At 33.4% G+C, this 17,956-nt stretch carries 14 protein-coding genes and 5 pseudogenes; 13 read left to right on the top strand and 6 right to left on the bottom strand.

The window, feature by feature from the left end; translation table 11 throughout:
- Window positions 1-127: 127 nt before the first annotated feature.
- Window positions 128-1,387, bottom strand: a complete 1,260-nt coding sequence (locus ACZZ95_RS02830) for an aspartate kinase (RefSeq protein WP_463467933.1) — start codon at window positions 1,385-1,387, stop codon at window positions 128-130.
- 201 nt (window positions 1,388-1,588) lie between these two features.
- Window positions 1,589-2,074, bottom strand: a complete 486-nt coding sequence (locus ACZZ95_RS02825; RefSeq protein ID WP_463467932.1) for a GNAT family N-acetyltransferase — start codon at window positions 2,072-2,074, stop codon at window positions 1,589-1,591.
- A gap of 264 nt (window positions 2,075-2,338) precedes the next feature.
- Here ACZZ95_RS02825 and fbp point away from each other — a divergent pair.
- Window positions 2,339-3,347: pseudogene (fbp, locus tag ACZZ95_RS02820) on the top strand (class 1 fructose-bisphosphatase).
- 168 nt (window positions 3,348-3,515) lie between these two features.
- Window positions 3,516-4,007, top strand: coding sequence for a hypothetical protein (locus ACZZ95_RS02815; RefSeq protein ID WP_463467931.1), 492 nt, complete (start codon window positions 3,516-3,518; stop codon window positions 4,005-4,007).
- A 116-nt stretch (window positions 4,008-4,123) separates the two neighbouring features.
- On the opposite strand, the gene ACZZ95_RS02810 is transcribed toward ACZZ95_RS02815, so the two are convergent.
- The gene (locus tag ACZZ95_RS02810) at window positions 4,124-4,555 is read right to left on the bottom strand and encodes a TerB family tellurite resistance protein (protein ID WP_095954916.1); all 432 of its coding nucleotides are present in this window, start codon (window positions 4,553-4,555) and stop codon (window positions 4,124-4,126) included.
- 168 nt (window positions 4,556-4,723) lie between these two features.
- Here ACZZ95_RS02810 and ACZZ95_RS02805 point away from each other — a divergent pair, with 168 nt between their 5' ends.
- The 5 genes from ACZZ95_RS02805 (at window position 4,724) to ACZZ95_RS02785 (ending at window position 8,110) form a co-directional block, all read left to right on the top strand.
- Window positions 4,724-5,317 carry a HupE/UreJ family protein gene (locus tag ACZZ95_RS02805; protein ID WP_463467930.1) on the top strand — a complete coding sequence of 198 codons (594 nt, stop codon included), beginning with the start codon at window positions 4,724-4,726 and terminating at the stop codon, window positions 5,315-5,317.
- A 5-nt stretch (window positions 5,318-5,322) separates the two neighbouring features.
- The gene (locus tag ACZZ95_RS02800) at window positions 5,323-5,754 is read left to right on the top strand and encodes a deoxycytidylate deaminase (protein ID WP_095954914.1); all 432 of its coding nucleotides are present in this window, start codon (window positions 5,323-5,325) and stop codon (window positions 5,752-5,754) included.
- On the top strand, window positions 5,754-7,331 hold the full coding sequence (locus tag ACZZ95_RS02795) for a S41 family peptidase (protein ID WP_463467929.1): 1,578 nt from the start codon (window positions 5,754-5,756) through the stop codon (window positions 7,329-7,331). The genes ACZZ95_RS02800 and ACZZ95_RS02795 overlap by 1 nt, the downstream gene beginning before the upstream one ends.
- A 16-nt stretch (window positions 7,332-7,347) precedes the next feature.
- On the top strand, window positions 7,348-7,722 hold the full coding sequence (locus tag ACZZ95_RS02790) for a nuclear transport factor 2 family protein (RefSeq protein ID WP_463467928.1): 375 nt from the start codon (window positions 7,348-7,350) through the stop codon (window positions 7,720-7,722).
- A gap of 70 nt (window positions 7,723-7,792) precedes the next feature.
- A complete protein-coding gene (locus ACZZ95_RS02785) occupies window positions 7,793-8,110 on the top strand; it encodes a hypothetical protein (RefSeq protein WP_095954911.1) in 318 nt (105 codons plus the stop codon).
- A 99-nt stretch (window positions 8,111-8,209) separates the two neighbouring features.
- Here the strand turns inward: ACZZ95_RS02785 and ACZZ95_RS02780 are convergent.
- From ACZZ95_RS02780 to ACZZ95_RS02770, 3 genes and pseudogenes are all read right to left on the bottom strand, one after another.
- Window positions 8,210-8,816: pseudogene (locus ACZZ95_RS02780) on the bottom strand (FAD-dependent oxidoreductase).
- Between the two features lies 1 nt (window position 8,817).
- Window positions 8,818-9,021, bottom strand: coding sequence for a hypothetical protein (locus tag ACZZ95_RS02775; protein ID WP_095954910.1), 204 nt, complete (start codon window positions 9,019-9,021; stop codon window positions 8,818-8,820).
- Between the two features lie 108 nt (window positions 9,022-9,129).
- Entirely contained in the window at window positions 9,130-9,708 is a 579-nt protein-coding gene (locus ACZZ95_RS02770) for a MarC family protein (protein WP_463467927.1), read from the bottom strand.
- A 307-nt stretch (window positions 9,709-10,015) separates the two neighbouring features.
- Here ACZZ95_RS02770 and ACZZ95_RS02765 point away from each other — a divergent pair.
- The 6 genes and pseudogenes from ACZZ95_RS02765 to ACZZ95_RS02740 all read left to right on the top strand — a co-directional run bounded on the left by ACZZ95_RS02765 (window position 10,016) and on the right by ACZZ95_RS02740 (window position 17,856).
- A pseudogene (locus ACZZ95_RS02765) lies at window positions 10,016-10,604 on the top strand (DUF3109 family protein).
- Window positions 10,605-10,922: 318 nt separating this feature from the next.
- A pseudogene (locus ACZZ95_RS02760) lies at window positions 10,923-11,901 on the top strand (ribonucleotide-diphosphate reductase subunit beta).
- A gap of 265 nt (window positions 11,902-12,166) precedes the next feature.
- A pseudogene (locus ACZZ95_RS02755) lies at window positions 12,167-14,561 on the top strand (ribonucleoside-diphosphate reductase subunit alpha).
- 199 nt (window positions 14,562-14,760) lie between these two features.
- Window positions 14,761-15,030: a hypothetical protein gene (locus tag ACZZ95_RS02750; RefSeq protein ID WP_463467926.1), complete on the top strand. Its 270-nt coding sequence runs from the start codon at window positions 14,761-14,763 to the stop codon at window positions 15,028-15,030.
- Window positions 15,031-15,277: 247 nt separating this feature from the next.
- Complete coding sequence (locus tag ACZZ95_RS02745; protein ID WP_463467925.1) at window positions 15,278-16,675, top strand: DUF1800 domain-containing protein; 1,398 nt, start codon at window positions 15,278-15,280, stop codon at window positions 16,673-16,675.
- Between the two features lie 11 nt (window positions 16,676-16,686).
- Complete coding sequence (locus ACZZ95_RS02740) at window positions 16,687-17,856, top strand: DUF1501 domain-containing protein (protein ID WP_463467924.1); 1,170 nt, start codon at window positions 16,687-16,689, stop codon at window positions 17,854-17,856.
- Window positions 17,857-17,956: the final 100 nt, after the last annotated feature.

The raw sequence follows: 17,956 nt of genomic DNA, 5'->3' as shown, positions 1-17,956 counted from the left end.
ATAATCCAAAAATCTGGAGTAAATATAAGAAAGAAGCTCTAATTTACCGCTGTTAAAGAAACAAAAAAGGTTTCATCAATTAAGATGAAACCTTTTATAATGAATTGAATAATTAACGCTTAGAATATTAATTTAGTTCCTTAGTCACAATCTGCATGGTTTCACGGCTAACTTGTTTTAATAAAACTTCTTTATTGGCCTCAACAGTATGTGCAAGATCTTCATTAAAGTGACGAATCGTATACAATGTTACATTTTCATTAAAGTCAACTTTGAATTTTTTCGAAAGAATAGCATTCAAATCGTTGAAATTTCCAAATTTATCCTCTACACAAACAGAGAAACTAATCGCCGAATTCTGAATTAAGTTTACTTTGATTTTAAATTCATGGAATAATCCGAAGATCTCACTAATATTTTCTTCCATAATAAAAGAAAAATCAATTGAAGAAAGTGAAATTAAAAGTTGTTCTCTTTTTACAATAAAACATGGATATTGCGGTTCAAGATCTACGCCTTTAGAAACGCAGGTTCCTTTTAATAATGGATTGATAAAAGATTTTACGTATAACGGAATTTCTTTTTTCTGTAAAGGCTGTAATGTTTTTGGGTGAATAACCGTTGCGCCGTAAAACGCTAGTTCTATAGCTTCACGATACGAAATTTGATTCAGCAGACTTGCATTTTCAAAATAACGTGGATCTGCATTCATTACTCCAGGAACGTCTTTCCAGATCGTTACACTTTCAGCATTTAAACAATAAGCAAAAATTCCCGCAGTATAATCAGAACCTTCACGGCCTAAAGTTGTAGTGAAATTGTTCTCATCGGCACCCAAGAATCCTTGTGTAATATTTAATGTTTTTCTTGGAACATTTTTACTAATAAGCTGTTGTGTCGTTTCCCAATCTACTTCGGCATCTCTGTAGTTTGCATTTGTTTTGATGAAATTACGAACGTCAAGCCATTGCGTCTGAATTCCCATGAAATTCATGAAATAGCTTAGAATATTCGTCGAAATCAATTCTCCAAAACTTACTACTTGGTCATAAACGAAGTTGTAATTTGGTGATTTATTATGTGATAAAAAATATTCCAGTTCTGCAAATTGTGCATTTACCGCCGCAAAAACCTCATGATTTTCATCTTCAAATAAATCTAATAATATTTGATTGTGGTATTTTTTAATTTCTTGTACCGAAGAACTTAATTCTGCCGATTTTTCAAAATAATTTTTGATTACAACTTCAAGAGCATTTGTAGTTTTTCCCATCGCCGAAACCACCAAAATCACATCTTCATAACCCACTTTCTGTAAAACGTCATATACGTTTTTAATTCCATCTGCATCTTTTACAGATGCACCACCAAATTTAAATACTCTCATTTTTAATTTTAGATTTTTTAATTTTAGATTCAGATTCAAGTCGAAACCTAATATTTTTTAATTTTTTTGCCACGAATTATTTCAATTAAAAGGATTTAAATCTTTTCTGGTTCGCCGCTAATTTCAAAAATTGACACGAATTAATTAGTGAAAATTCGTGAAATTAGTGACAAAAACCTTTTAATCTGTGGCACACTACTTTTATAATTTTTCTAAGAACGAATTAATTCCTGCTTCATCCATTTGAACAACCCTCCATTCTTCTAGGATTTTTGCGCCAGAATTCTCGTAAAATTTTACTGCCGGAGTATTCCAGTCCAAAACATTCCATTCTACTCTTCGTACATTGTCTCTTTTTCCCTGCTTCATGATTTCGGCATAAAGGGCAGAACCCAAACCAGTGCTGCGCATCTTTTCTTTTACAATTAAATCTTCAAGATGTATTGTTTTTCCTTTCCAGGTCGAATAGCGGTAATAGTATAAAGCAATTCCAACAATTTCTTTTTGCTGATCGTTTTCAATCTCTGCCACAAAAACGTGAAATAATGGATTTTCGCCAAAACCGTCATGTATTAAATCCTCTTCTGTAATTACAACCGCTTCAGGCTCTTTTTCGAATATTGCCAGCTCCTGAATTAGTCCCAACACCGATTTCATATCTTCAGGATTTCCTTTTCTAATATTCATAATTGGTAAACGTTATTTTTTTGTCCTTTATAGTATTGCTTTTTCCTAATGCAGACATTTGTTTTCACAAAGGCATACATGAGGCAATTTCTTGTATTCGTATTTTTATCTGCATATTATCAAAGAAAACAAAGCTTTGATTGTTGCTTTATGTAAAATTTTAGCAAATATACAATAGTAGCAAACTAACAAAATAATTTTTAAATCATTCTCACAAAATAAGCGATATTTGTGACTTAAAATTAAAACTATAACGATTTAGCAATGGAAGAACGCAATAAAACACTGGGAGAGTTTATTATTGAGAACCAAAAAGCATTTCAGTATTCGTCGGGGGAGCTTTCCCGAATTATCAACTCTATTAGATTGGCGGCAAAGGTTGTCAATCACAAAGTAAATCAAGCAGGTTTAGTGGATATTATCGGCGCCGCAGGCGAGCAGAATATTCAAGGAGAAGACCAGCAAAAATTAGATGTCTATGCAAACGAAGTATTTATCCAGACGTTAATAAACCGTGAGATTGTCTGTGGTATTGCTTCTGAAGAAAACGACGAATTTATTACAGTTCAGGGGAGCGACAACTGTCATAATAATAAGTACGTGATCTTAATGGATCCGCTTGACGGATCTTCAAACATTGATGTAAATGTTTCAGTAGGAACTATTTTTTCTGTTTTCAGAAGAGTAACTCCAATTGGAACTCCGGTAACAAGCGAGGATTTTTTACAACCGGGAATCAATCAAGTTGCGACGAGGCTACGTAATTTATGGTACTTCGACTATGTTGGTTTACACAACTGGTTATGGTGTCAATGGTTTTACATTAAATCCGGCGATTGGTACATTTTACCTTTCACATCCGAATATGCAGTTTCCAAAAGACGGACATATTTATTCGGTTAACGAAGGAAATTATGTTCATTTTCCGCAGGGAGTAAAAAATTATATTAAATATTGTCAGAGAGAAGAAGGCGACAGACCTTATACCTCTAGATATATAGGAAGCTTAGTTGCCGATTTTCATCGAAATATGATTAAAGGCGGCGTATATATTTATCCAACAAGTTCGAAAGCACCAAAAGGGAAATTACGTTTGTTGTACGAATGTAATCCAATGGCGTTTCTTGCAGAACAAGCAGGAGGAAAAGCAACAGACGGTTTCGGAAGAATTATGGAAATCCAGCCAACTGAATTACATCAAAGAGTTCCTTTTTTCTGCGGAAGCTATAATATGGTAGAAAAAGCAGAGGAGTTTATGGGGGCTGTTTTATAGTATTCAGTCTCAGTCTCAGTCTCAGTTTTCAGTTATATACTGAGATTAAAAAATAAAACCCGATACGTTTATAAAACGGTCGGGTTTGTTTTAAATTATTGTAAAAAAGCGCAGATAAAAGTAATTTGCTTTTCAGGCTTTTACATATATTTGATTAAAATTTTTTATATGAAAAATAGTGTTTTAATTCTTTTTCTAGCATTAGGTTTTGTAGTTGGATGTTCATCTGATGAAGATAATAAAGATCTAGTAAGTTCTTCAATTGTTATTGATGGAATAACTTTTAAGCCTAATAAAGCAATTTATTCGTACCAAGACGCAAGTTTTGAAACTCAGAAAAAAGTCCGATTTCTAATTAGCAACGAAGGAAAGCAGGAACAGTTAATTATAGATATTTCTTTTCCTGCATCTCAGAAAAATTTGACTGGTGAATATTCATTTGGACCTGGAACAGCTGATGAATTATTGGGAATGGTTGAGTTTTATGCTCCAGAGAAAAGATATTATATTGTTGGTTATTCTCTTAAAATAACCGACGATGGTGATTCTAATTTTAACTTTGAATTTGTTTCTCCAGAAGCTTACGATGGAATAAATAATAAAAAAGTAGCTTTTAAAGGAACACTAAGCGGGAAAATAGTAATGCGACAAAATCAATAAATTCGCAATCAATTAAAAATAATAAACCCAACAGGTTTTAAAATCTGTCGGGTTTTATTTTGATTTCAATTTCAGATCAGTATAAACTGAACACTAAAAAAACTGAACACTGAATACTATTTATTCATATTCTCCATTTCGAAAAGGAAAGTATCTAAGTCTACTTTTTTATCCACTAAAGACAATGCTTTTCTCACGATATAATTTACGTTTCCTGGAGTAAATCCTAATGCTAATCCCATACGAGTTAACATAATTTCCTGCTGGTCTCCTAAATGATGGTCTACGTGAACCATTCTTGCTAAATCATATAAACGCTCTAAACGTTGTGTATATAAATAAGGTGGGTTTATTGGGTGTTTCCAAGGGTCAGCAAGAATCTCTTTGTATTCGTCTTCTGAAATTTGTAATGTAGAAGCAAGTTTGTCCAAAAACTCTTGTTCTTCTTTGCTTATTTTTCCGTCTGCAAAAGCAACACGCACAATTGCAGAGAAATGACCTCTGTTTCTTTGTTTGAATTCGTTATCAAATAATTCTGAAAATGGCATAATTAAATCGGTTTTTATTAAACAAATATAGCCTATTTTTAAATTATTGATTTTAAATTTCTCATAAAATTTAACTTTTTTTATTGCAGGATTTAGAGGGCTTAAATCTTTAATTTTGAAAATTAATCGTAAGTTTACAACCCCTAATTATTTAATTATACAACACCTATGTCACAATTTTGGATTTATTTTCAAATAGGATTAAAACACGTTTTAGATATCAACGCTTACGATCACGTTCTTTTTTTAATCGCCCTAACTGTTCCGTATTTATTTAAAGACTGGAAAAGAATTTTTGTTTTAGTTTCCATATTTACAATCGGTCATACATTGGCTTTAATTTTGTCCGTTTTCGGAGTAATTAAAATGAATGTAAATCTTGTAGAATTTCTTATCCCGATTACAATTTTGATTACGGCTCTCTATCATCTGTTTACAGCAGGAAAGAATTCAAAAAATGATGGAGCAAATTTGGTGTTTTTTATAACTTTATTCTTTGGTATTATTCATGGTTTAGGCTTCTCTAATTATTTCAAAACAATATTAGGCGGGTCTGCAACCTCAAAATTATTACCTTTGGGAGAGTTTGCCTTAGGAATTGAAAGTCGCGGCTTTGTAGTAGTTTTTGTTGTATTGGTAATTTCATACATAGTGCAGACGGTTTTTCGTTTTTCAAAACGCGATTGGGCACTTGTAATGTCGGCTTTCATTATCGGAGTTGTAATTCCGATGATCATTGAAAGTCCAATTTGGAACAGATAAAATAAATGGAAGTAAAAAAATTAAATAAATACGATAAAGCCTATTTGCGAATCGCTAAAGAATGGAGCCTTTTATCGTATTGCAAACGAAAACAAGTTGGAGCTATCATTGTAAAAGACAGAATGATTATTTCTGACGGTTACAACGGAACACCATCTGGATTTGAAAATTGCTGTGAAGACGAAGACGGATTAACGCGCTGGGATGTATTACATGCCGAAGCAAATGCGATTTTAAAAGTAGCAAGATCAACACAGTCATGTGAAGGTGCAACCTTATATATAACGCTTTCACCTTGCAAAGAATGCAGTAAATTAATACACCAATCGGGAATTAGGAGAGTGGTGTACAAAGACGGATATCGTGATGATTCTGGAATTCAATTTTTAATAAAAGCAGGTATCGAAGTTGAACATATTCCTGTTTTAGAAGAGTAATGAAATTTAATCCAAAATATTTGCCAATGGTAATCGGAGCGGCTTTTGCTCTGGGAACGGTCGCAGGAAGCTTTATCAATGCTCCTGCCGATGATCAGCTCTTGGCTAAAAATTACTCTAAAACGAAACTTAATAAACTGATTGATTTCATCAATAACGAATATGTTGACAGCATCAATACAGATTCGATTGTAAATCTAACAGTCGATAATATTCTTTCCAAATTAGATCCGCATTCTGTTTATATTCCGCCAAGCGAACAGGCAGAAGTTGCTGAAAGTATGAAAGGTGATTTTGTTGGAATTGGAATCAATTTTTATATGTATAAAGATTCGGTTGCGATTATAAAACCAATTGAAAACGGGCCTTCAGCGAAAGCGGGATTAAAATCTGGAGATCGAATTTTGTTTGCTGGAAAAACTAAACTATATGGAAGAAAATTACCTTCGGATAGTTTATTTTCGAAACTAAAAGGTTTGCAGGGTTCAGAAATCGAATTGACGGTTTTTAGAAAATCGGAACAAAAGAAATTAAAGTTTAAAGTAAAACGAGATATAATTCCAATTAAGAGTGTTGATGCTTCTTTAATGATTGGAAATAATATTGGTTACATCAAAATAAACCGTTTTGCCGAAACTACTTTTAATGAATTCAAAACAGGCTTAACAAGATTAAAACAAAAAGGAATTCAATCGCTTGTGATCGATCTTCGTGATAATGGGGGCGGGTACATGGAAGAAGCAATTGCAATTGCCGATGAATTTTTAAAAGACAAACAGTTAATTGTTTTTACCAAAAGTAAAAATGGTTCAACCGAAAAAACATATGCGACAAAAGCAGGCAGTTTTGAAACTGGAAAAGTTTATGTTTTAATTAATGAAAACAGCGCTTCTGCAAGTGAAATTTTGGCTGGAGCTATCCAAGATAGTGATCGAGGCACAATTGTAGGACGACGCTCTTTTGGAAAAGGTTTGGTACAGCGTGAAATGGATTTTAATGACGGATCTGCGGTAAGGTTAACAGTTGCACGTTATTACACACCAACGGGAAGATCTATTCAGAAACCTTATAAAAAAGGAAACGATGAATATTTCAAAGAATCAGAATCTAGAATTGCTACAGGAGAATTGTATGCAAGAGACAGTATAAAAGTAGCCGATTCTTTAAAATTCAAAACCCCAAAAGGTAAAATTGTTTACGGTGGCGGCGGAATAGTTCCTGATGTTTTTGTTCCGATAGAAGCAGAGCACGGAAATGAAAATGTGGCTTATCTATTGCAAACCGGAATTGTAGGACATTTTGTTTTTGAAGAATTAGATAAAAATAGAAATGCTTTTGCAGGTCTTAGTTTTGCTGATTTTTTAAATAAAATGAAAACCTCGGATGTCTATTTTAAAAAATTCAAAAACTATATTTTTATGACTGGCTTGGATTTAAAATTAGATAAAACCAAACCACTTGTAAATCGTTACATTACTGCCGAATTTGCAAGACAGTTATATGGAGAATTGTATTATTATGATGTGATCTTGAAAGAAGACGCCATGATTAAAACAATTTTGAACCCGAAGAAATAACTTCAAATTTTATATCATGAAAATAGAAACCGTTATTAATGCAGAAATTGAACTTTTAACTGCTATTAAAAATTCGGATGTTTCGACTTTAGAAACAATTCTGCACGATGATTTATTGTTCAATCTCCAAGATGGACAAACTATAACTAAAGAATTTGATTTGAATACCTATCGATCAGGAAAGCTCAAAATAGATTTCATAGAAGCTTCAGACCAAATTTTAAATATAATTGATGAGACAGCTGTTGTCGCTGTTACAGTTTCATTAAAAGGAAGTTATGATGACAATCCATTAAACGGCGTTTTTAAATATATAAGAGTTTGGAAGCAATTTGAAAACAACTTAAAAGTAATTGCAGGAAGTCATGCGTGCGACTGGCATAAATTTTGAAAAGAAATTTAATAATATCGTAAAACAAAACTCGGTAAACATCACGTCCTTTACGATTAAAACTCAAAATATGAAAAATTTAAAAAGAATAAGTTTTCTGGTAGTCTTAATGGCTTTTGTAATCTCTTGTAAAACTATGAAAAACGATACTAACGGTGCGGTTTCAGGAAAAGTAGAATCGATAGAATCTGGCAAAGACGGTTACACAGCAAAAATAACCACAGATACTAAAGAAGTGTACTTTGCAATAATCAGCATTGTAAACGTAGGCGGACCTCAAAACTACAAACAATTAAAGATTGGCGATGTAGTTTCTGTAAAGGGAGAAAAATGGAAAACCGAAGAAGAAAATCATATTAAAGTAACACAAATCGTTTCGGTTAAATAAAAAGATAAACCATGTAAGTTATATAAGTTCATTTAATTTATGCGCAAAGCATTAATTCACTTATATAACTTATATGGTTTAATGAATTTAGGAATATTTTTATCGAATACTGTCGTGCGAATGAGTCTGTACGCCGTTATTCCATAAAGTTAGAATATCTGTAGCGACAGCAAGCACCACTTCCCGCGCCGATTGCTAATTGGCTTCTCCAGCCAGCTAAAGTTCCAATTACATAAATGCCGTCAGCAACTTTATGATCGTCATTTTTAAGCTGAATACGCTGCTTTTCTGGAAGTGCTTTTTTATGAGGTTCAACATATTGCAGTAAACCTTCAATATCAAAAGTGTTCGCAGAACCAATTCCAACAACGATATTTTGTGTTTTATAAGAATTTTTGTTGGTAACTACAGTAAATTCAGGATAACTGCCTTCAATACGAATTACTTTTTCATTCGGAATTTGAGTTATATGCGGATAAGTTATCGCCAAATCCTGTGTGCTTTCAGTCAGCAGTTCAGAGCCTAATTTGCCTGGAGTTACACCATAAGCATTGTAGAATACTGCCTCTTGTAAAGAAGAATTTTTCTGATGAGTAAAAATCCCGATTTTTTTGTCAGTAACAAAAGTTTTGTTTTTTGCGGATCCTAAGACTAGAGCACAAGACATTCCTGATACTCCTCCGCCAATAATTAAAACGTCAAACATATTATCTGTTGTCATTCATTTTTTCCTCAATTCTTTTTGAAATTCTAAAAATCAAAAGAATCAGAACAGCGCAAAATGAAGCAGCGATTCCAATAAAAGCTACAATACTGTCTCCTTGAAAAGGATTTTTAAAGTCTAATAGCGTAATATTAAAAACAATTAGAGCTAATGCTAAAAGCACTAAGATTGAAGTGAAAATTTTCATATGATTGTTTTTGTTTTGTCTAAAATAATAAAGTAGAACTTAATTAGGTAAAAGTGCCCTTAAGTCGTGTTTAGAATATTTTACGCGGTAAATTTATAAAAATAAAATTTAGACGAACAAACCTTTAACATTAGCAACGAATAATTTAACAGCAATCGCTAAAAGTATTACACCAAACGTCTTACGAACTACTCCAAGTCCGTTTTCTCCTAACAAAGTTTCAATCTTTTTAGATGATTTCAAAACGACATATACTAAAATGATATTTAGTAAAATTGCTATTATTATATTAATAGTATGAAATTGAGATCTTAACGAAAGTAAAGTTGTCATGGTTCCAGCTCCAGCGATAAGTGGAAAAGCAAGAGGAACGATAGAAGCAGAACCCGGTTCCTCATCGCGGTAAATTCTAATTCCTAAAATCATTTCCAATGCCAGAAAGAATAAGACAAAAGAACCTGCAACAGCAAAGGAGTGTACGTCGATGCCGATTAAGTTCAATAAACCTTCTCCAACAAAAAGAAAAACGATCATAATGGCTCCGGCAACTATAGAAGCTTTTTCAGATTCGATATGCCCAACTTTTGCTCTCAAATTGACAATAATCGGAATTGAACCTACAATATCAATTACTGCAAAAAGCACCATGCTTACTGTGACGATTTCTTTAAAGTCGATTTCTAACATATCACTTTGATTTTAAGGAATTAAAAACTGCCGCAAAAGTAGATAATAAAGTTAGGTGTTTTTTCGATAAGATGTATTTTTGTTATAAAAATATGGTTTACTTGTTAAAAAAGTGATATTTGTAACAAATATAGATTTTGTCGCAAAGATTCGCAAAGATTTACGCAAAGGTTCGCGAAGAAAAATTAGATAAAACTTTGCGAACCTTTGCGTAAATCCCTGCGTGCTTTACCGTTAATATTTTAGAGTGTTTTATCTGCTTTCTTTGACTATCTTTGCACTTTATAAATTAGAGTATTTTAATATCATGTTTCAGTTAGGGAAAACTATTATTTCAGAAGATATTCTGGAAAAAGAATTTGTGTGCAACTTGTCAGCTTGTAAAGGGGCTTGTTGTGTTGATGGAGATGCGGGTGCGCCTTTGAATGAGGCTGAAACGAAAATCTTAGAAGAAATTTATCCAAAAGTAAAACCCTTTTTACGAAAGGAAGGAATTGCAACGAATCGAAGCGCAGGGAACTTGGGTAACCGGAACCGATGGTGATCTTGAAACGCCGCTTATCGATAACAAAGATTGTGCTTACGTAATTTTTGATGGAAAAACCGCTCTTTGCGGTATTGAACAAGCTTATAATCAAGGAATAGTGCAGTGGAAAAAACCAGTTTCTTGTCATTTATATCCAATTCGCGTAAAAGACTTCACGGAATTTGCGACCGTAAATTATGACAAATGGGATATCTGCGATGATGCCTGTTCTTTGGGAAAAGAATTGGAAGTTCCAGTTTACAAATTTGTCAAAGAAGCGCTGATCAGACGTTTTGGGGAAGACTGGTATTTGGAACTTGAGAAAGTTGCTGAAGAACATAAAAAATTCTTAAAAACCATTCTATTTTAAATAGTCATTTTGACTATATATTTTAACTCAAAAGAATAAAATTTTAACTCAAAAAAATCTTTTTAAAGTTCTCTAAAATTTCTTGCTTTTAATATTTAAAAGTCTATATTTTACAGGGCTTTAAGGTATAATAGTTAATTTTAAGTGCTTCATTTACAATAAATTAATTATTGTATGAAAAATGTCTCAAAAATTTAACGTTGTTAAAAACTACATCAAATTGTGAATAAGTTTGGCTTTCATTTTTGGCCGCAATTGACAATCTTTGTAGTCTACTGAAACAGTAAAAAATCAATAAAAAAATTAACAGAATCTGTCATGTCACAAATCGAACCAATATTACAAGAAAATAAAAACCGCTTCGTTATTTTTCCGATTAAACATCATGATATTTGGGAATGGTACAAGAAGATGGAAGCAAGTTTTTGGACTGCTGAAGAAATCGATCTACACCAAGATTTGACAGACTGGAATAATAAATTGAATGACGACGAAAGATATTTCATTAAACATATTTTAGCATTCTTTGCAGACTTCTGACGGAATCGTAAATGAAAACCTTGCTGAAAACTTCGTAAATGAAGTGCAATATGCTGAAGCGAAATTTTTCTACGGATTTCAAATCATGATGGAAAATATTCATAGTGAGACTTATTCTTTATTGATTGATACTTATGTTAAAGATGAAGCTGAAAAAGCAGAGTTGTTTAACGCTTTGGAAGTTTTTCCTGCAATTAAGAAAAAAGCAGACTGGGCTTTAAAATGGATCGAGTCAGATTCGTTTGCTGAAAGACTTATCGCTTTTGTCGCTGTTGAAGGAATCTTTTTCTCAGGTGCTTTCTGTTCTATTTATTGGTTGAAAAAACGTGGTTTAATGCCAGGTTTGACTTTTTCTAATGAATTGATTTCTCGTGACGAAGGCGTACATTGTGATTTTGCGGTTCACCTTCACAATCACCACTTGATTAACAAAGTACCGAAAGACAGAATTAAAGAAATTATTGTTGATGCATTGGATATCGAAAGACAGTTTGTAACAGAATCTCTTCCGGTAAGTTTAATTGGTATGAATGCTGTTTTAATGACGCAGTATTTAGAGTTTGTTGCCGATAGACTTTTGGTTGAATTAGGATGCGAGCGTGTTTACGGATCAGCGAATCCATTCGATTTCATGGACATGATTTCTCTTCAAGGAAAAACCAATTTCTTTGAAAAACGTGTTGCCGAGTATCAAAAATCTGGTGTGATGAACACAGACAGCGATGCTCAGAAAATTTCATTTGATGCAGATTTTTAGACAACAAAAATAATTTTAGCATCTACTCTTCTTAGGGGTGCTGAAAAAAAGATTAACGGAATATTTTTTAGGTTGAATCTCTTTCCCAAATCGCAGATTCAATAACAATTTTTAACGTATTTAAATTCGATTTTCGAATTTGAAACGAGTAACTATTGAGAATTCGGTAATTCTCAAAAAATAATTTAAAAACACGCAATGTTTAAGTGCTGGAACCCGTTTTCTAGTGTCTTTCATTTTTTCAATAACTAAATTTAGTAAGCTTATGTATGTAGTAAAAAGAGATGGCCACAGAGAGCCCGTAATGTTTGATAAGATTACAGAAAGAATCAAAAAATTGTGCTACGGCTTGAATGAGCTTGTAGATCCGGTAAAGGTAGCGATGAGAGTTATCGAAGGATTGTATGACGGAGTTTCTACTTCTGAATTGGATAACCTTGCGGCAGAAACTGCGACTTCTATGACTATTGCTCACCCGGATTATGCACAATTGGCGACTCGTGTCGCAATTTCAAATCTACATTCGAATACAAAAAAATCTTTCTCAGAAACGATGAAAGATATGTATCACTACGTTAATCCAAGAAACGGTCAAGACGCACCGCTAGTTGCTGATGACGTATACAAAGTGATTCAGGAAAATGTCGCTTTTTTAGATTCTCATATCATTTACACAAGAGATTTTAATTACGATTATTTTGGTTTTAAAACCTTAGAGCGTTCTTACCTTCTTAAAATCAATGGCAAAATCGTAGAAAGACCACAACATATGTTGATGCGTGTTTCTGTTGGTATTCACTTAGACGATTTAAAATCGGTAATTGAAACTTACGATTTAATGTCTAAAAAGTTCTTTACCCATGCAACGCCAACGTTGTTTAATGCTGGAACTCCAAAACCTCAAATGTCTTCTTGTTTCCTTTTGGCAATGCAGGATGATAGTATTGATGGTATTTACGATACTTTAAAACAAACGGCAAAAATTTCGCAGTCAGCGGGAGGAATCGGTCTTTCTATTCATAACGTTCGTGCAACTGGATCTTACATTCGCGGTACAAACGGAACTTCAAACGGAATTGTTCCAATGTTGCGTGTTTTCAACGACACAGCTCGTTACGTAGATCAAGGTGGAGGAAAACGTAAAGGAAGTTTTGCGATTTACATCGAAACTTGGCATGCTGATATCTTCGATTTCTTAGATTTAAAGAAAAACACAGGAAAAGAAGAAATGCGTGCGAGAGATTTATTCTTCGCAATGTGGACTTCAGATTTATTCATGAAACGCGTTCAGGAAGATACAACTTGGACTTTAATGTGTCCTAACGAATGTCCAGGATTGTATGATGTTTACGGAGATGAATTCGAAGCATTATATACAGATTACGAATTTAGAGGAAAAGGAAGAAAAACAATCCGCGCTCGTGAATTATGGGAGAAAATCCTAGAATCTCAAATCGAGACTGGAACGCCGTATATGTTGTACAAAGATGCAACGAAACCGTAAATCGAACCACAAGAATTTAGGAACAATTCGTTCTTCTAACTTGTGTACAGAGATTATGGAGTTTACATCTAAAGATGAAATTGCAGTTTGTAACTTAGCTTCTATTTCGCCGCCAATGTTTATTGAAAACGGAAAATTTGATCACGAAGCGCTTTACAATGTTACAAAACGTGTAACCCGTAATTTGAACAAAGTAATCGACAGAAACTATTATCCAGTAAAAGAAGCTGAAAACTCTAACTTACGCCACCGTCCAGTTGGATTGGGAGTGCAAGGTTTAGCCGATGCTTTTATTATGTCGCGTATGCCATTTACAAGCGATGAAGCTAAAAAATTAAACCAAGAAATTTTCGAAACATTATACTTCGCCGCCGTAACTGCTTCTATGGAAATGGCAAAAGAAGAAGGACCATATTCAACTTTCGCAGGTTCGCCAATGTCTCAAGGAGAATTCCAATACAATATGTGGGGAATGAAAGATGAAGAATTATCTGGTCGTTGGGACTGGGCTTCATTAAGAAAAGAAGTTGTAGAACATGGAGTTCGTAACTCATTATTAGTTGCACCAATGCCAACTGCTTCGACTTCACAAATCTTAGGAAACAACGAAGCTTTCGAACCATATACATCAAACATTTACACACGTCGTGTATTGTCTGGAGAATTCATCGTAGTAAACAAACACTTACTTCATGATTTAGTTGACAGAGGTTTATGGAACGAAGATTTGAAACAAGAAATCATGCGTCATAACGGATCAGTTCAAAACATTGATATTATTCCGCAGGACTTAAAAGAATTATACAAAACAGTTTGGGAAATGTCGATGAAAGATATTATCGATATGTCTCGTCAAAGAGGTTATTTCATTGACCAATCACAATCTTTGAACTTGTTCATGCAGGATGCAAACTATTCTAAACTGACATCAATGCACTTCTACGCTTGGCAGTCAGGTTTAAAAACAGGAATGTATTACTTGAGAACGAAATCTGCAGTTGATGCGATTAAATTCACATTAAACAACGATAAAAAAGAAGAAACAGCACCAGCTTTAGCCGCAGAAACAGAAGAAATCAATATTGACGAATATAAAGCAATGTTGTTGAAAGCGCAAGCCGCAGGTCCTGAGGATTGTGAAATGTGTGGGTCTTAAATAATTTTAGATTTTAGATCTGAGATTTTAGATTTAATTTGATATATAAAAAAGCAGTTATTATAATGATAACTGCTTTTTTTTTAGGAGCTATTTCCGCTTTTCGTTGCAATCTTTTTATTTTTAAAGAAAAAATAAAAAGGATTTCCACTTCAATCGGGGCTAGGATATTTGGATTCATTAATATAAACTGAAACAAATGGATTTATTAGAAAGAACAATTCACAATAAAAAAGAGTTTTACAATCTGGCTTTGGAGTATTTTTATCATATCAATGCAGAAGAATATGATATAAAGTTTAATGTTGTTTCTCCAAAATCAATTTCAATTTTACTTGACCATGATTTTATTCCAACACCTTGTGTCGAGATTAAATTAGAACTTCTTAAAGATCAAAAAAAAGAAGGCAATTATTTTCTTTATGTTAATGAAGAGAAAGAATTCATAGATGAATTTCTAATAACATAGCCCGTGGTTTCAACCACGGGAACACAATGCGTTTCCCCAATACGTCTCCCGTGGTTAAAACCAAGGGGTATGTTGGATTATGGTTGCTTAATATAAAATAAACAATATCCCCCAAAATTCCCCGTTCTAGTTATTACCAACAACATATTTTCAGAATCTTAACGCCTTAGCATCTAAGAACCTTAGACCCTTTTTCAAATTAAACCTTTAAGAAAAAGTCAAGTCTTACTGTAATAATTTCTGAATTATGAAAAAAAGCAATCTTTGGTCGTTACGATTGGGTTTTTCCAGTAAAGAAGCCGATAAAATTGAAAAACTAGGATTAGAAAAGTTCCTAAAGCAATCTTATAATTCAAAATTTGATGGAGAATTTCCAGTCTTTCTGCAAGATCAGCCTAAAACAACTTTTGACCTTAAACAAATTCGGGAACTAATCAAAACCTCAGATCCCGAAGCCAAAAAAGAAATTCAGAAAAAAGAAAATCAAGCAACAACAGAATTAAAAAAATGGTGGATTGCTAAAATGCGAAACGACGAATTTCCATTGCGCGAAAATATGGTTTGTTTTTGGCACAATCATTTTGTCTCCACTTCTCCAAAAGTAAAAACCAATTACTGGATTTACCAGCACAATATGATTTTGCGTGAACATGCTTTTGGCAATTTTAAAGAATTGACCAAGCAGATTGTAAAGTCGAATGCAATGATAAAGTATTTGGATAATGTCGACAATAAAAAAGGTAAATACAACGAAAATTTAAGTCGGGAGTTACTGGAATTATTCACTATCGGAATTGGAAATTATTCTGAAAGTGATATTAAAGAAGGAGCGAAAGCTTTAGCAGGATTAAATTACGGAGATGAAGGTGCAGTTTACAGAAAGAATATTGAAGATAACAGTGATAAAACCTATTTCGGAAAAACAGGAAACTGGAAAGCTGACGATTTGGTGGATATTATTTTTGAACAGAAAAACATTCCGTATTTAATTACCCGCAAAATCCTGAAGTGGTTTATTTATGATAATCCGCCGGAAGATTTAGTGATTTATTACGGAGATTATTTTCGAAAGCAAAAGTTTGAAATCGAACCTTTGCTGACTAAGATTTTTACAGAAGAATACAAGAAAGATAAATCAGGAACCAAAATTAAGAATCCGCTGGTTTATATTTTGCAACTCAGTAATGAATTGCAGATTGAGTCGATTGACGATGCGGCGATTGTAGCGTTTTTAAAGCAACAGGGAATGGATTTATACAATCAGGTAAATGTAAAAGGCTGGGATGGGGGTAATTCGTGGCTGACTTCTCAAATTTATCTGCAAAGAAATAATACCGCAGATTTACTTTGCAGTGGAAAAAGTCTGAACCGAAAGGTTTTAAAAACCATGAATAACGGAATTGAACAAGAAAAATCGGATTATGAAAAAGTGCAGGTAAAAGTTGCTTTTGATGCTAACGGAAATAACAAAACCATTATCTCTGATTTATCAAACAGATTATTGTTCAAAGTAAATGATGCAAGACAAAAAGACATGGAGAATTTGCTGAAATATGATTTTGATCCGAAAGAAGAACATGCCAATTTTGCGGTAGTCCGACTTTTTAATTACATCACAAAACTACCAGAATATCAATTAATTTAGAAAACTACGCTATGAACAGAAGGAATTTTCTACAGTTAACAGGAACATTTACAGGCGGATTACTTGTGATTCCTGAATTTTTACACGCTTTTGGTTCACAGAATAATCTCGTAATTGGTGAGCAGTGTGTTGTGTTTGTTCAGTTAAATGGCGGTAATGACGGACTGAATACTTTTATTCCGTTTGATGATCCATTATATTATGATCTGAGAACCAAAATTGCTTTAAATAAAGATGTGGTTGTCGGAAAAAATAAAGGCATGGCATTTCATCCTTCCCTAAAAGATTTTGCCCAAATGCGAGAAAATGGAGATTTAACCGTAATTCAAAATGTGGGATATCCTGAACCCATTCGTTCCCATTTTAGAAGTCAGGAAATTTGGCAGACCGCTGTAGATTCTGATAAATATATAAACGAAGGCTGGTTAGGAAGATATTTGGATTTACAATGTAACGGCCATCAGGCAACAGCGGGAATCAATTTGGATTCGATAGATAATTTGGCTTTAAAAGGAGTGGAGCCGAATTCGATTACCGTAAAAGATCCAAACCGATTTAAAGTAAAATCAGATAAAGAGGAGAATGTAAAATTGTCTGATAATCCGCAATTAGATTTTGTTCGAAAAATTGCCAATTCGGTTACAGAAGGTTCAGGTGAAATTCAGAAAGCTTTGGCAAAATCAAAAACGGAAATCAGTTATCCGAAAACCGAATTATCTAAAAATCTGGAATGGATTGGACGTCTGATAAAAGGAAATCTAAACTCAAAAGTCTATTACACTTCTCTTAGCGGATTTGATACGCACGACAATCAACTTTCGATTCATGAGAAAAAACTAACCGATTTAAATGATGCTTTATATAGTTTCTATCAGGATTTAAAACAAGCGCAATTACTTCAAAATGTTACCATTGTTGTATTCTCAGAATTTGGAAGACGTGTAAAAGACAACGGAAACGGCACAGATCACGGAACAGCGGCGCCAATGTTTATCATCGGGGGAAATAATAAAGGAACCATTTTAGGGAATAATCCAAATTTAGCTGACTTAGATAATGGCGATTTAAAATATGAAATTGATTTTAGAAGTGTGTACGCCTCTTTATTGAAAGAAAAAATGAATTTTGATTATTTAAAAATTGGGATTAGGAATGCGCCTGTTGCAGGGTTGTTTAGTTAAATACAAAATCAAGGTTTTGTTTGAGTTGCCTCCTGCTTTAGCTGGAGGTTTTAATAGAGATAGGAAAAATAGGCTTTAGCCAAAACGCTTGAGAAATTTT

Source organism: Flavobacterium sp. AC267, assembly GCF_979258715.1.
The sequence above is the reverse complement of the archived record's forward strand: the minus strand, read 5'-3'. Positions and strand labels throughout refer to the sequence as shown.

Bases quoted from the DNA above. Each gene is read 5' to 3' on its own strand.
- ACZZ95_RS02800 (WP_095954914.1), top strand. From the start codon at position 5,323: ATGGAAGTAAAAAAATTAAATAAATACGATAAAGCCTATTTGCGAATC.
- ACZZ95_RS02815 (WP_463467931.1), top strand. From the start codon at position 3,516: ATGAAAAATAGTGTTTTAATTCTTTTTCTAGCATTAGGTTTTGTAGTT.
- ACZZ95_RS02770 (WP_463467927.1), bottom strand. From the start codon at position 9,708: ATGTTAGAAATCGACTTTAAAGAAATCGTCACAGTAAGCATGGTGCTT.
- ACZZ95_RS02825 (WP_463467932.1), bottom strand. From the start codon at position 2,074: ATGAATATTAGAAAAGGAAATCCTGAAGATATGAAATCGGTGTTGGGA.
- ACZZ95_RS02805 (WP_463467930.1), top strand. From the start codon at position 4,724: ATGTCACAATTTTGGATTTATTTTCAAATAGGATTAAAACACGTTTTA.
- ACZZ95_RS02785 (WP_095954911.1), top strand. From the start codon at position 7,793: ATGAAAAATTTAAAAAGAATAAGTTTTCTGGTAGTCTTAATGGCTTTT.
- ACZZ95_RS02750 (WP_463467926.1), top strand. From the start codon at position 14,761: ATGGATTTATTAGAAAGAACAATTCACAATAAAAAAGAGTTTTACAAT.
- ACZZ95_RS02810 (WP_095954916.1), bottom strand. From the start codon at position 4,555: ATGCCATTTTCAGAATTATTTGATAACGAATTCAAACAAAGAAACAGA.
- ACZZ95_RS02745 (WP_463467925.1), top strand. From the start codon at position 15,278: ATGAAAAAAAGCAATCTTTGGTCGTTACGATTGGGTTTTTCCAGTAAA.
- ACZZ95_RS02775 (WP_095954910.1), bottom strand. From the start codon at position 9,021: ATGAAAATTTTCACTTCAATCTTAGTGCTTTTAGCATTAGCTCTAATT.
- ACZZ95_RS02790 (WP_463467928.1), top strand. From the start codon at position 7,348: ATGAAAATAGAAACCGTTATTAATGCAGAAATTGAACTTTTAACTGCT.
- ACZZ95_RS02740 (WP_463467924.1), top strand. From the start codon at position 16,687: ATGAACAGAAGGAATTTTCTACAGTTAACAGGAACATTTACAGGCGGA.
- ACZZ95_RS02830 (WP_463467933.1), bottom strand. From the start codon at position 1,387: ATGAGAGTATTTAAATTTGGTGGTGCATCTGTAAAAGATGCAGATGGA.
- ACZZ95_RS02795 (WP_463467929.1), top strand. From the start codon at position 5,754: ATGAAATTTAATCCAAAATATTTGCCAATGGTAATCGGAGCGGCTTTT.